This is a genomic window from Candidatus Binatia bacterium (assembly GCA_036504975.1).
Classification (GTDB): domain Bacteria; phylum Desulfobacterota; class Binatia; order UBA9968; family UBA9968; genus JAJPJQ01.
Genome location: DASXUF010000072.1, coordinates 88,114 through 102,499 on the forward strand (window position 1 = coordinate 88,114; position 14,386 = coordinate 102,499).

The 14,386-nt window shown below is 54.1% G+C and carries 13 protein-coding genes; all 13 read left to right on the forward strand.

Translation table 11 applies throughout. The annotated features are described in order from the left end of the window. The first annotated feature begins 3 nt into the window (after positions 1-3). The 13 genes from VGL70_09070 to VGL70_09130 all read left to right on the forward strand — a co-directional run bounded on the left by VGL70_09070 (position 4) and on the right by VGL70_09130 (position 14,262). Positions 4-1,170 (forward strand): glycosyltransferase, encoded by a 1,167-nt coding sequence (locus tag VGL70_09070; GenBank protein ID HEY3303669.1) that lies wholly within the window; start codon positions 4-6, stop codon positions 1,168-1,170. Next, a complete protein-coding gene (locus tag VGL70_09075; protein ID HEY3303670.1) occupies positions 1,140-2,558 on the forward strand; it encodes a glycosyltransferase in 1,419 nt (472 codons plus the stop codon). Before VGL70_09070 ends, VGL70_09075 begins: the two co-directional genes overlap by 31 nt. A 70-nt stretch (positions 2,559-2,628) precedes the next feature. Beyond that, positions 2,629-3,879: a DegT/DnrJ/EryC1/StrS family aminotransferase gene (locus tag VGL70_09080; protein ID HEY3303671.1), complete on the forward strand. Its 1,251-nt coding sequence runs from the start codon at positions 2,629-2,631 to the stop codon at positions 3,877-3,879. Positions 3,880-3,966: 87 nt separating this feature from the next. Then, positions 3,967-4,905 (forward strand): ACP S-malonyltransferase, encoded by a 939-nt coding sequence (fabD, locus tag VGL70_09085; protein HEY3303672.1) that lies wholly within the window; start codon positions 3,967-3,969, stop codon positions 4,903-4,905. Between the two features lies 1 nt (position 4,906). After that, entirely contained in the window at positions 4,907-6,382 is a 1,476-nt protein-coding gene (locus VGL70_09090; GenBank protein ID HEY3303673.1) for a lipopolysaccharide biosynthesis protein, read from the forward strand. A gap of 56 nt (positions 6,383-6,438) precedes the next feature. Beyond that, positions 6,439-7,566, forward strand: coding sequence for a glycosyltransferase family 2 protein (locus VGL70_09095; protein HEY3303674.1), 1,128 nt, complete (start codon positions 6,439-6,441; stop codon positions 7,564-7,566). A gap of 28 nt (positions 7,567-7,594) precedes the next feature. Then, positions 7,595-8,650 (forward strand): polysaccharide deacetylase family protein, encoded by a 1,056-nt coding sequence (locus tag VGL70_09100; protein ID HEY3303675.1) that lies wholly within the window; start codon positions 7,595-7,597, stop codon positions 8,648-8,650. A gap of 138 nt (positions 8,651-8,788) precedes the next feature. After that, positions 8,789-10,012 carry an ATP-grasp domain-containing protein gene (locus VGL70_09105; GenBank protein HEY3303676.1) on the forward strand — a complete coding sequence of 408 codons (1,224 nt, stop codon included), beginning with the start codon at positions 8,789-8,791 and terminating at the stop codon, positions 10,010-10,012. Beyond that, positions 10,005-10,595: a low molecular weight protein-tyrosine-phosphatase gene (locus VGL70_09110; GenBank protein ID HEY3303677.1), complete on the forward strand. Its 591-nt coding sequence runs from the start codon at positions 10,005-10,007 to the stop codon at positions 10,593-10,595. Before VGL70_09105 ends, VGL70_09110 begins: the two co-directional genes overlap by 8 nt. A gap of 22 nt (positions 10,596-10,617) precedes the next feature. Continuing rightward, on the forward strand, positions 10,618-12,471 hold the full coding sequence (locus tag VGL70_09115; protein ID HEY3303678.1) for a carbamoyltransferase: 1,854 nt from the start codon (positions 10,618-10,620) through the stop codon (positions 12,469-12,471). A gap of 331 nt (positions 12,472-12,802) precedes the next feature. Then, entirely contained in the window at positions 12,803-13,195 is a 393-nt protein-coding gene (locus VGL70_09120; GenBank protein HEY3303679.1) for an SxtJ family membrane protein, read from the forward strand. 249 nt (positions 13,196-13,444) lie between these two features. Then, positions 13,445-13,825, forward strand: a complete 381-nt coding sequence (locus VGL70_09125) for a GxxExxY protein (GenBank protein ID HEY3303680.1) — start codon at positions 13,445-13,447, stop codon at positions 13,823-13,825. Between the two features lie 284 nt (positions 13,826-14,109). Beyond that, positions 14,110-14,262 carry a DUF5989 family protein gene (locus tag VGL70_09130; protein HEY3303681.1) on the forward strand — a complete coding sequence of 51 codons (153 nt, stop codon included), beginning with the start codon at positions 14,110-14,112 and terminating at the stop codon, positions 14,260-14,262. Positions 14,263-14,386: the final 124 nt, after the last annotated feature.

Below are 14,386 nucleotides of genomic sequence, written 5' to 3' on the forward strand. Positions count from 1 at the left end.
TGGATGACGCCGCATCACGTTCTAACGCGCCTCGCCCGCTACTTTCACGTCGTCTGGTCGGAGCCTGCACATGAGTGGAAAAACTTTCGCAAGAGCATAGGAAAGCGCCGCGCCCTCGCCGGGAACGGAGATTTTTCCCTGCCCCCGGGTTTTCATATGTATGTCCCGGAGCCGTGGTACCCGGCAATTCATTATTCGGACTGGATGCGAAGGTTTACCTTCGAGCGAAGGCTAAAGCACGCCGCCCGCCGACTGAAGCGCGAAGGGTGCCGCAAGCTCGTGCTTTATCTTTGGCATCCTCAGTTCGAGCCGGCGCTTTTTAGCCTCGGTTTCGATCTCAAGCTCTATCATATCGACGACGAATATTCGTTTTCGCCCACCCCTCCTTCATCCGACCCGCGCGAGCTCAGGATACTGGAAAACGTCGATCAAGTTTTCGTCGTGTCGCCGGCGCTTCTCGAACGAAAAGGCGCGATCAACCCGCACACCGCGTTCGTGCCCGAGGGAGTTGACTACAAGCTTTACGCGACCCCAATCCCCGAACCGGACGACCTCCGGCGTATTCCCCATCCGCGCATTGGATATACGGGCAACCTTAAGGTACAGCTCGATTGGCCGCTCTTGCGGGAATTGGCCATGAGGCACCGCGAGTGGCAATTTGTTTTCGTAGGGCCGGTAAACCCGCAACATGGGATCGAAGGATTTATCAGCGAGATGTCGCAATGGAGCAACGTTCACTTTCTAGGACAGAAGCCCGTTACGGTTCTCGCTTCCTACCCGCAGCACTTTGACGTCGGTATCATGCCCTATCGCGTCGACGCCTATACCAACAATATCTATCCGCTAAAATTGCACGAGTATCTTGCGAGCGGTCGACCGGTTGTGAGCTCCCCTATTCGCTCTATCCAGGAATTCTCCGGTGTCGTCACTCTGGCCGAGACCTCGGACGATTGGTCTCGTGCCTTAGCCGATGCGCTGCAGCCGGCGGCTAGCTTCTCAAAGGCTATAGCGATCAGACGACAGATTGCGCGCGAACATGATTGGGAAACCCTCATTGACTCGCTGGCGAGAACGATCTGCGAACGGTTGGGACCCGAATACGCCAAGCAATTCGCCGAAACCAAGCCATGTGAGAGTACGTGGCGACGAGCGACCAACGCGCTGAAATGATGAAGACGGTATTAATTGTCGCTTATTATTTTCCCCCTATCGCTGCGAGCGGGTCGATGCGCCCGCTCGGCTTCTGCCGATACCTCGACACATACGGGTGGCGGCCGCGGGTGCTAACCACAGACGCTGCATCTGTGTATCCCTCTATGGGAGTGGATGAAAGTCTCTGCGATCAATTGCCGAATTCGATCCAAATCTACCGCGTACCGTCCAAAAACCCCGAGCAGAGATTGTTGCAGGTCCGAAATAGGTTTCGCGAGGTGATGAGTACATTTATCCCGTCGGCAGGACACCAAGAGTTAACCGGTGTCAATGGGCACGCTTCGCAAAGAGCGCAGGTTGGTTTTCGTCAGCGGTATCTCAACCTAAAAAACCTGGTCCTCGATTGGCTGTTTTCTTTTCCCGACCCTCAATGCTTTTGGCTGCGTCCTGCAGTGCAGTGGCTTTCGCGGATCCCGATTGATGAATACCCCGATGTTGTCTTTGCCACCGGTGGGCCTTGGACCGCGTTGTTGGTGGGCCAAGCCCTTGCGCGGCGGTTTCGGGTCCCCTTTGTGGCAGATTTCCGCGATCCCTGGACGTGTAACCCGTACCTCGAGGTTCGTTCTCCTTTTTTGTTCCACAAGGCCGCACAGCTTGAGAGGTCGGTTTATAAGACCGCGGCTTGCGTCATTGCGAACACGGCTGAACTCTGTTCAAAGCTACGGACCGATCACTCAGACCTGGAAAAAAAATTTATCACGATTACGAATGGCTTTGACGCCGATACCTACAATCTAGTGGATAACGGCCGCAATGCTCGACAAGGGGTGCATACCGTTTCTAACCCCGTGATAGAGCTCTGCCATTTCGGAACCGTGTACGGCAACCGGAACCCCGCTTCGCTTTTACAAGCTGTCAAGGAACTGATCGATCAGAATCGAATCGGGCGGAACCAGCTGCGAATTCGCTTTGTCGGAGCTTGGGAGGTGAAAGACGCTTCCTGTGAGGACCTCGCCCGAGATCTCGAACAACTAGGGATTATACGGCGAGAAGCGCCCGTGCCGCACGATGAATGCGCACGGCAAATGATGGCTGCCGAGATCTTATTGATTCTCCAGCCGGCATCCCCGCTTCAGATTCCCGCTAAAATTTACGAATACATTGCGACCGGGCGTCCGCTACTGGTCATTGGGGGCGAAGGGGCAACGGCTCAGTTGGTCAATAAACATCGGCTGGGGATCTGTTGTCCCAATCAAACCTCAGAAATTAAGATACTCATCCAGAGTCTGGTCACCGGCCAAACACGTATTGTACCTCCTCGGCAGGAGGAGAGAGAGCGCTTCGCATACCGCACGCTCGCGGGCGATCTTGCTTCTGTCCTTGATTCTGTGTGTGCAGGGAATTAAAAGGATGGAATATTTCAACGGACCCATTGGCGAGAGCTTGGGACGCTCTTGTGAAAGACAGATTGTGTAAATGAAGATTCGTCCGACTATTCCTCCGACCGCGGCGCCCATCCATACGATAGATTTGGTGAAAGCCATTGTCGGCCTCTTTTTCGGTGGAAAGAAATACCGCGAAAAGTTAGAAGGAGGAATAAAAGAATATTTTGGCGTGAGGCACGTGTGGTGTGTATCTTCCGGCAAAGCAGCGCTGACCCTCATACTGTCGGCGTTAAGGGACTCGTCCAAAAGGAAACGGGTCGTTATCCCGGCGTATACCTGTTTTTCCGTTCCCTCCGCGATTGTAAAGGCCGGTCTGGAGGTTGCGCTCTGCGATATTGATCCGGCGACCCTTGACTTCGACCCTCGTTCTCTGGAGATGAGCGTCGATGAAGAAACGCTTTGCGTAATTCCAAATCACCTTTTCGGCGCTCCCTCGAACATGGACCCGATCGCCCGTCTCTGCCGAGAACGCGGCGCCTACCTCGTAGAGGACGCGGCTCAGGCGATGGGCGGCATGTACAAGGGACAGAAACTCGGGACGATCGGCGACGCGGGATTCTTCAGTTTGGGACGGGGCAAGAACATTACGTGTGGGTCGGGGGGGCTGATTGTGACCAACTCTTCTGAGATCGCGCCTGCGATCGAGCGTCTCTGTTCTGAGCTCGAGACCCCCGGGTTTTTTGAGACGGCGAAGGAATTCTTGCAGCTCTTGTTTATGGCCGTTTTCATTCGCCCGATCTTTTATTGGTTCCCGGAAGGTTTGCCTTTCCTCAAGTTAGGTGAGACGCTTTTCTACAGGCAGTTCCCGGTCGAGAAATTATCGGGCATGAAGGCGGGATGTCTTTGGAACTGGCCGAGGCGCCTGGAAACAGCGAATCGGGTTCGGTCCGTGACGGCCGGCTATTTCCGAGAGCATTTGCCGTTTAAAAAATTCTCGATCCAGCCGGCGATCTGCTACCTGCGTCTACCGTTGATTCTCGACAGTCGGGAAACACGGGACCGCGTTTATCTTTACTCACGCGCAAAGGGGCTCGGGCTCAGCCGCATGTATCCGACGGCCGTCAACGAGATTGAGGAAATCAAAGGGATGTTTGATGGGAAATCATATCCGGGAGCCAAGGAGGTTGCGGAGAGGCTTATAACTGTTCCGACACATCACCTGATGACCGAACGGGACAAAGAGGCCATTTGCGCCTTGTTCCAGTCTTTCGAGATCAAAGAAGAGCCGCGAGTTTCATGTTTGGAGAATCAGCAGCCGGCCTGCGACGCGATGCAAAAATGAATCGCAACTGGATTGGCGGCACACCATCGTGGAGGTTTTTCGTTCAGCTCGTACACGTTGGGGGAGTTTGTTTTGAAAGAGGAGTTCATGAGAGACGTTGTGTTCCTGTTTCCCGGGCAGGGGTCGCAATACATGGGGATGGGAAAAGATTTTTATGAGGGGTATCCCGCCGTGAAACGGCTCTTTGAAGAGGCTTCGGATCTGATCAAGAAAGATTTCACAACACTCTGCTTTGAAGGGCCCGAGTCGACTCTCGTCCAGACGGAAAACGTTCAGCCTGCGATCACTTTGGTCAATCTCGCCTGTCTTCAAGTCCTTCGGGAGGAAGGAGTCGTACCGTCGGCGGCGGCCGGGCACAGTCTTGGGGAATATGCCGCTCTCTGCGCGGCCGGTGTCTTCTCATTCGCCGACACCATGATATTGGTCCGTTTTCGAGGCACCGTCATGAAGGAAGCCGCCGATCGCCATCCCGGAGGCATGACAGCGGTTTTCGGTTTGGATATGGAGACTCTCTCGGCGATATGCGGGGAAGTCAAGGAGACCGGCTCGGTCGAAGTGGCGAATCACAACTCGACTCTTCAAGCGGTTCTCACCGGCGAGAAAGAGGCGCTGCAAAAGGCGGCGGAGTTGGCGAAAAAAAAGGGCGCGAAGCTCGTCGTGCCGTTGAAGGTCAGCGGACCCTGGCACAGTCGATTTATGACGGAGGCCAAAGAAAGGATGAAGGAGATTTTGCAAGAGTGCCCGTTGGCACGCCCATCCTTTCCGGTCCTATCGAACGTCACCGCTGATGTTTATCCCGACGATCCGAATAGGATCCGTGAGGGTCTCGTTGAACAAATAGTACGCCCTGTCCTGTGGACCAGCTCCATCGGTCGGTTGATCCAAAATGGGCGCCGTTTCTTTCTGGAGGTCGGACCGGGGAAGGTGCTGAGCGGCTTGATGCGGGACATCAACCGGGAGGCGAAGGTTTTGAACGTGCAAGATATGAACAGCCTGGCGAAGCTTCGGGCTTTTCGATCGGAATAATATGAAGGCCGAGAATATTTTACTCAAACATACTGCCTTGCCCGAGATCAATCTGAGGCGGCGGGTGCTGGGTGGCGTGTTCTGGGTGATCCTGGTCAAGGTCTTTGGGCAGGTGATTTCGTGGACCATCACCATTTACGTGGTCCGTATTCTGTCGCCGAACGATTACGGCCTGATGGCGATGGCCGGCGTCTATCTCAGCTTCGTCATGCTCTTCAATGAAGTGGGGCTCGGCTCCGCCATCATCCAGAAGAAGGATCTCACGCAAGAAGACCTATCGAACATCTGTTGGGCGGTTATCTTCATTAACGTCGTCCTGTATGTCTTGTCCGTTTTATCGGCTCCTCTCATCGCAGCGTTCTTCAAGGAGCCTCGCCTTGCAGACGTAATCCGGGTGGCATCCATCATATTCATCATGCATAGCCTGGGATTGGTCTCCTATCATATGTTGACCCGAGATATGGTATTCAACAGACGATCCCAGGCGGAGATGATCGGGAACCTGTCCGGCGCCGTGTCCACGTTGTGGCTGGCGATGCACGGATTTGGCGTTTGGAGCCTTGTTTGGGGAAATATCATCGTCGAAGCCACCAGGAATCTCCTCTTCTTCGTCTTCTATCCCTGGAAGCTGGAATTCGCATTCTCCTTCTCCAAGATCAAGGGCATGACCCAATTCGGCTCCAAAGTCGCGTTGGCGCGGTTCTTTTGGTATCTCTATACTAACATGGATCTTCTGATCGCCGGGAAGATCTTGGGAAAGACCCAACTGGGGTTTTACTCGATTGCGGTCCAGTTTTCTACAATTCCGCTTGATAAGGTGGTCTCCACGATTTCTCAGGTAGCGTTTCCGATCTTCTCGGCGGTCCAAGACGATCACGCCCTGCTGAGGCGCTATTTCTTGAAGATCGTCAAGTTCGTTGCTTTTGTGAGCTTTCCGGCATTTTTGGGGATTTTTCTCGTTGCGGAAACCGCGGTTCCCATCTTTTTATCGGTAAAATGGATGCCGGCGATTTTGCCGCTGCAGATTCTCTGCATGGTTGCGAGCTTCCGGGCTATCAACACGATGAACGCTCCGCTGGTCCTCGCCATCGGAAGGCCGGGGATTTTGATGTTCAACAATCTGATTATGGCTGCGGTCCTCGCATTGAGCTTTTTCATCGGATCGCATTATGGGCTGACGGGATTTGCCTATGCCTGGCTCGTTTTCCCGGCCGTATTCCTGATCACCACGTCGATCTCGCTGAGCCTGGTCGGCCTCCCGCTTGTCGAGTACTTCAAAGAGCTGAGACACCCCTTCCTGGGAACCGGATTTATGGTGATGGCGGTGCTGCCGATGCAGAAAGTAGTCCTCGCAGATTTCGGTCTTGTGGCTCAGACGGCGGCATCATCGGCTCTAGGAGTCGCCGCTTACCTTTTATACTACCTTCTCTTCAATAGGGAGATGTTCGCAGAAGCCAAGGAAATGCTGAAACGGTAGTCGTCGTCCATGAACGCATGATAATATTTTCCTAAGCTTTTGCGAGTCTTGACGCAATGGAAGCCATCTTTTGGTCTGCCATCATATTTGTTTTTTACTCCTATCTCGGCTACCCGATACTATTGATCGTCCTCGGTTTTTTGCGCAACCGATCGGTCAAGAAGGGCAAAATTTCCCCGCCCGTTTCTCTTATCATCACGGCGTACAATGAGGAAAAGCGTATCCGAGAGAAGATCGAAAATGCGCTCCAACAAGACTATCCCGGGGACAGGCTGGAGATTTTTGTCGCGTCCGACTGCTCCGAGGACCGAACCGACGACATCGTGCGATCCCTTCGTTCCAAAGGAGTTCAGCTTGTGAGGGCGGAGCGAAGAGGCGGAAAAGAGGCCGCGCAGAAGCTCGCGGTGAACACGGCGACCGGTGAGATACTCGTTTTTTCGGATGTCGCGACCATACTGCCGCCGAACGCGATAACGAACATCGTCAGAAATTTCTACGATCCCACCGTAGGATGCGTCAGTAGCGTCGATAGAGTTTTTGATTCCGGTTCAACCACCGGGGGGGAGGGCATCTACGTGAAATATGAGATGCTCCTCCGGAACCTCGAGACAAGAGTCGGCACACTGGTCGGCTTAAGCGGTTCTTTCTTTGCCGCCCGGAGGGAGGTCTGCCAAAATTGGCAGCCTGAACTACAGAGCGACTTCAACACCTTGCTCAACGCCGTGCACTTGGGTCTCAGAGGCGTATCCGATCCGGAAAGCGTCGGATACTACAAAAACATCGCCGACGAAACCAGAGAGTACGAACGAAAAGTGAGGACGGTCTTGAGAGGGATCTCTGTCTTCATGAAGAGTCTGCCCATGCTCAATCCTTTTCGCTATGGGATATTTTCCTGGCAGTTATTGAGCCATAAGCTGTGCCGTTGGCTTGTTTCTATTGCCCTGATCCTTACATTTGTGAGCAATGCTTTTTTAATTTACAAGTCGTCGTTTTATCTCTCTCTTTTTGTGCTGCAACTTGCGTTTTATATCTTAGCCTTTGGCGGAGTAAAACTAGATCTGTCTTCCCGAAATATTTTGAAAATTCCTTCATTCTTCGTTCTGGTTAATTTATCAATATTAACTGCGTGGTTCCGATACTTTCGCGGACAACGGATCATAACTTGGGAGCCGTCGGAACGCTGAGATTACGCATTGAGATCGAGGACGATAGTTGTTCGCCTGGAAGATTTGGCTTCGTTGGCTCTTGGCCGGCGCTTTGTACTACAGCGGAACGTTATTTCTGTATCGCCGGCTTAGAAGGATCGGATATCCCATCATCTTAAACTACCACCGGGTTCTCGATCCAGCCGCGGCACGGAACGAAGCCGTCCCTCCAGGGATGTATGTGCGGCCGCAAAGCTTCGAAAAACAGTTACGCTACCTGGCGCATCATTATCAGGTCGTTACCATGGAAGAGCTATTGGCCCGGCGTGAGCGAGCGGCGCAGACCCGCCGGCCTTTTTGTGTGATCACTTTTGACGACGGCTGGCGGGACAATTACGAAAATGCTCTCCCGCTGCTCCGCAAGTACAGGTTGCCGGCGACCTTGTTCCTATCGACAGGCTTCATCGGATCCGGTCAAACCCCTTGGTTCTACCGTCTCGGCCATGTTCTTCGCGTCCTTGCTGAAATGCCCGATGAGGCGTGCGCGGCGCTGCGGAACTACCGGCAAAAGCTGCCCGTCCCACTCTCAGGCTGGCTCGCGGCTTCTTCGGCGGAGAGACAACGAGACATCGATGCCGTTATCGAGGAGTTAAAAAAGCTGCCGGGGGCCGAGCTGGGAACCCTCGTCGAGCGATTGCAGCAGTGGCTCGTGTTGAGAGGACAACGGGCGGATGTTAATAGCGTGGCGATGCTCGACTGGAAACAGGTGCGGGAGATGGCATTATCCTCCGTCGAGATCGGCTCGCACGGCGTTACGCACATGATTTTGACGCAGATAGCTCCGCAGGCGGCGAAAGTGGAGCTGCAGGAATCGAAACGCTGCATTGAGGAGCAAGTCGAACGGCCCGTAGGTGGCTTTTCGTATCCGAACGGGGATTATTCCGATGCGGTTGAAGCGTTGGTCCGCACGGCGGGATATCGCTATGCCTGTACCACACGACCGGGTTATATAGAATCCCGGGATAATCCTTTTCAGCTCAAGCGTATCTCCGTGCATGACGATATCACGTTCTCCACCGCGCTGTTTGCTTGTCACATCACGGGAATCTTTAAGCTCCTCTAATTGAAGTCACCTCAGCGATCTCTGTGTCTTTGTGGTGAAGAAGAATCCGGATATCTCACCGCGGAGGCGCTGAGTGCGCGGAGAGGATCGAATGTTGTCCAAGTTTAAGAAGAGACCTTTTCCCCCTCCTCGCAGCACATGAGTGTCCTGATCACTGATGGCAATGAACGGGCGGCGCTGGCCGTGACCCGCGCCCTTGGCCGGCAACGCCTCAAGGTCGCGGTTGGAGCTGAAAATGAAGACAGCTTGGCCGCAGCCTCAAAATACTGTTGGCGATCGTTTTCTTATCCCTCCCCGTACGCCGATGAGCGGCAATTTGTCTCGCGGCTTTTGGAGGTTGTGAAGAGTTTAAAAATCAGCACGGTGTTTCCAATCTCAGAAATCGCCATGTCGCTGGTGGTTCGACATCGCCGGGAATTCGAAGCGCACACTATCTTGCCCATCCCAACCACGGACGCCTTCGAGTCCTTGTCGAATAAGTATCGTCTCATGCAGCTTGCCGCCCAGTTGGGGGTGCCGATTCCCGAAACCGTTTTTGTTCCCGATGGCCGGTGGGATCGGGTATTCAACGGTCTTCTTGATTTCCCCGTTGTGGTAAAACCCGGAGTGTCGGTGATCAACATCGAAGGCCATCGACGCAAGACCCAAATTCATTACGCCGCCGGCGAGGCGGAGCTGGGACGCTTGTACAAAACCATAGATTATTTATCCCAACCGTCGCTGATCCAGCGCCGGATAGAAGGAGAAGGGCAAGGCGTCTTTGCCCTTATGGACAAGGGAAAGCCGGTGTCGCTGTTTGCGCACCGGCGGCTGCGCGAAAAGCCGCCGTCCGGCGGCGTCAGCGTATTAAGGGAGAGCGTCGCCTTGCCGCAGCCGATGACCGATTATGCCCTGCGCCTCTTACAACATGTCGGTTGGCACGGGGTCGCGATGGTGGAATTCAAGGTCGACCGACAATCAGGCGCTCCGTTGCTGATGGAAGTGAATGGACGCTTCTGGGGGTCGTTGCAGTTGGCTCTCGACGCGGGAATCAACTTCCCTTGTCTGTTGTATCGAATAGCAGCCGGCGAGGAGCTCCAGCTCCCGGTCAACGGGTATCGCATCGGCGTGAAATCGCGCTGGCTGTTGGGGGACCTGGATCATTTGCTGCTCCGGCTATTGAAGTCGGATGAAGAATTATCTCTCCCGCCGAATAGTCCGACAAAATTGAAAACCCTGCTCGAGTTTTGCCGTTTTTATCAACCCGGCATGCGCAACGAAGTGCTGCGCTTCGACGATCCGAAGCCCTTTGCCCGCGAGCTGGGCCGATACGTGCGCGACTTGCTGCGGCCGCGTCAAGCGGGCACCCATTTAAATGATTAAGGTGCCGATGGGCTCAGTCAACACGATCACCCGCTACATTAAAGATCCGCGTCGGTTGATCGCGGATTTCTCTTCGCGGCTCGGCATTCGGAGTCGTAATATTCGCCGGGCTTTATCGGGGCAGATTCGCTCGGTTCTCTTCGTCTGCCAGGGCAATGTCTGCCGCAGCCCGTTGGCCGCAGCCTATTTTGACTCCAGGCTGAGAGAACGAGGCTCAGAAATCGAAGTCCGCTCGGCTGGACTCGACACCACACCGGGGAAGGAAGCGCATCCATTGGCAACCGCCGTAGCTCGGCAAAACAATCTGTCTCTGCAGACGCATGTGACCACATCGCTCAGTCGGGAGCTGGTCGCCGGAGCGGATCTCATTCTCGTTATGGAGTTAGTGCAGAGTTCCACGCTGCTTCAGAAGCATCCGGAGGCCACGGGAAAGGTGGTGGAACTCGGCTATTTCAACAACGGGCTATCGACGGAGATTGCCGATCCTTTCGGCGGGACCAAAGCGGATTTTGAGGTCTGCTATAAAGCGATCCGGCGATCCTGTGACAATCTGTTAAAATATCTCACGGATAATGCGATCTAAGAAACAAACAGTGGAGAATATAATGCTCTCCACCGACATTCTCGGCATATCGGCTTATTATCACGATAGCGCCGCGTGCCTCGTGCGGGACGGCCAGGTCGTGGCCGCGGCTCAAGAGGAACGTTTCACCCGAAAAAAACAAGATGCCGGATTTCCGGGCCGGGCGATACGCTATTGCCTCCGCGAGGGTGGAATCTCTCTGGCCGATCTCCGCTACGTCGTCTTTTACGACAAACCGCTCGTGAAATTTGAGCGGCTCCTCGAGACCTACTTGGCCTTCGCTCCCAGCGGCCTCCAGTCTTTTTTGGCGGCGATGCCGGTATGGATGAAGGAAAAGATGCTTCTCAAGAGTCTGCTGCAGAAAGAATTGGCGGCCGTCTCTGGAGGTCTCAGTAAATCGGAGCTCCCTCAGATTCTCTTTGGCGAGCATCATGAGTCCCATGCCGCCTCGGCGTTCTATCCTTCTCCTTTCGAAACAGCGGCGGTTCTCTGCATGGACGGGGTTGGGGAGTGGGCCACCACGTCGGCGTGGCTTGGCCAGGGGAATAATATTACTCCGCTCTGGGAAATTTCGTTTCCTCACTCGCTCGGGCTGCTTTATTCTGCATTTACTTATTACACCGGTTTCAAGGTCAATTCCGGTGAGTACAAAGTCATGGGGCTCGCTCCTTACGGTGAGCCCAAATACGTTCAAGCCATCTATGATCATTTAATCGATCTCAAACCGGATGGAACCTTTCGCCTCAATATGGACTGCTTCAATTACTGCACGGGCTTGACGATGACTAACGGGAAATTTGAGGGTCTGTTCGGCGGTCCGGCCAGGAGGCCTGAAACCTTGCTCACGCAGCGCGATATGGACCTGGCGCGATCGATCCAAGAGGTGACCGAAGAGGTCATGTTACGATTGGCCAGGACCCTCCACCGCGAAACCGGCGCGGAAAACCTTTGCCTGGCGGGCGGCGTGGCTCTGAACTGCGTCGGCAACGGGAGAATTCTGCGCGAAGGACCCTTCAAAGGATTATGGATCCAGCCGGCCGCAGGAGATGCCGGCGGCGCCCTGGGCGCCGCTTTGACCGCGTGGCACCGGCTCGAAGAAAAGCCGCGGGCTCTAAACGGCGGCGGCGACGCGATGCAGGGGAGTTTCTTGGGCCCCGCTTTTTCAAACGATGAAATTGAAAAGTTCTTGCAGAGCAATGGGGCGCCGCATGAATTTTTGAGCGATGAAGCTCTCTTTCGCCGAATCCCCGAAGACCTGGAAGCCGGAAAAGTCGTGGGTTGGTTTCAGGGACGCATGGAGTTCGGGCCGCGAGCTTTGGGTGGCCGGAGCATCATCGGGGACGCCCGTAATCCCGGGATGCAGTCCGTCATGAATCTAAAAATCAAGTACCGGGAATCTTTCCGGCCCTTCGCTCCCTCCGTGCTTCGGGAGCGAGTGTCGGACTACTTTGAAATGGATGCGGATAGTCCCTATATGCTGCTGGTGGCTCCAGTGCAAGAATCACGTCGGACACCCATGACGAAGGAACAGAAAGCATTGTGGGGGATCGATTTGTTAAATGTTCCACGGTCGGATATTCCAGCGGCGACACATGTTGATTACTCGGCGCGCGTCCAAACCGTCGATGAAGCGACGAATTCACGATATTATAAGCTGCTCAAAGCTTTCGAGGCAAAAACCGGCTGCGGCGTGATCGTGAACACCTCATTTAACGTTCGCAATGAGCCCATCGTCTGCACGCCTGAGGAAGCCTACCGCTGTTTTATGCGCACCCAGCTCGATACCCTGGTTCTGGAAAACTATGTGTTGAACAAAGCCGACCAAAAGCCCTGGGTCGAAGATACCAATTGGCAGGATGAATTCGAGTTGGACTAAGTCCGAACCAAAGATATTTGAAATTGTCGGTTGAATTGTGGGTTACGGAACCGAACAAGAATGACTCGCGCAAAGACGCAAAGCACGCTAAGTTCGGAGAAGTATTTCTTTCTTTGCGTTCTTGGCGCCTTGGCGCGATAAAGAATTAGATCCGAAATCTACGACTCGCGCAAAGACGCAAAGCACGCCAAGTTCGGAGAAATATTTCTTTCTTTGCGTTCTTGGCGACTTGGCGCGATATAGAATTAGATCCGAAATCTACGACTCGCGCAAAGCCGCAAAGGGCGCTAAGTTCGGAGAAGTATCGAAATCACAGACGAGGGAGATAAGAATGCAAGAAGTGATCGGCGCTAAACAATTACGCTCTTTTGGGTTTCTCGTCGGTGGAATTTTTGCCCTGCTGGGGTTTGGGCCGCTCCTGTTGGGGAAAGAAGTGCGGCTGTGGGCGATCATCCCGGCCGGAGCGCTTCTCATTCTCGGTCTCCTCCTACCGCAAAGTTTGGGACCGATCTACCGAGTTTGGATGAAGCTCGGCCACATTCTCGGCTGGATCAACACAAGAATAATCCTGAGTGTGGTCTTTTATGGTCTGGTTTTTCCCATGGGGTTTATCATGCGTTTGGCGGGAAGGGATCCGATGCGGCGCCGCTATGATCCGGCAGCCGAAAGCTACCGTGTCCCATCGACGCAGCGTCCGGGTTCGCACATGTTGCGACAATTTTAACTTTGGGTCTTCGGGAATTGCACCGCGGAGGCGCAGAGTACGCGGAGAAAACCTCTCTGTGAACTCTGTGTCTCTGCGGTGAAAAGGAATTCAGATATCACCGCAGAGGCGCAGAGGACGCGGAGAAAGACCCCTCTGTGAACTCTGTGTCTCTGCGGTGAAAAACGATTCGGAGATTACACCGCGGAGACGCTGAGGACGGGGAGAATCCGGATATTGCACCGCGGAGGCGCTGAGGGCGCGGAGAGTATAGTTGTGAACGGACTAACGGAGAAGATTATCGGGGCGGCAATTGAGGTTCATAAGGTCCTCGGGCCTGGACTCCTCGAATCGGCTTATGAGGTATGTTTGGCGCATGAACTTTCCCTTGCGAACATCTCCTTCGAGCGCCAGTTGCCACTGCCTATAACCTACAAGTCACTACCGTTGGACTGCGGGTACCGGCTCGATTTCTTAGTTGAAAGAACGGTGGTTTTGGAATTAAAGGCGATGGACGGGTTGCAACCGATTCATCAAGCACAATTGTTGACCTATCTGAAGCTGGGCGGATGGCCACTTGGTTTGCTGATCAATTTCAACGTGCCTGTGCTCAAGAATGGCATCAAGCGAATAGTGCATAATTTGAAGTAACCTCAGCGGACTCTGTCTCTGCGGTGGAAAACGAATCCGGATCTCTCACCGCGGAGGCGCCGAGAGCGCCGAGGCGAGGGAAAAGAAAGAACCCTCTGCGAACTCCGTGTCTCTGCGGTGAAAATGAATTCAGATATCTCACCGCCGAGGCGCCGAGAGCGCCGAGAAGAGCAAAGAGAAAGAATCCCTCTGCGGACTCTGTGTCTCTGCGGTGAAAAAGGACTTAGAGATTGCACCGCGGAGGCGCTGAGGACGCGGAGAAAATCGAATAAGGGGGCAAGCCAATGGGCGATTTCATCGCTGAGTTATGGGCTTTCATGAAAGAGCGCAAGAAGTTTTGGCTGGCGCCGATCATTATCGTTCTCGTGCTTCTAGGCGGATTGATCGTATTGACGCAGGGATCCGCGGTCGCGCCGTTCATCTATACCTTGTTTTAAAGCATGAGCCAAATTCTTGTGTGACGGTCAAAATGTGGTGGAAGCTATGGCTGATCTGGATTGCGATTATCCTGGGGTTCACCATGCCCTGGTCGAGTTACGTCGGCCACTCCCACTGGACACT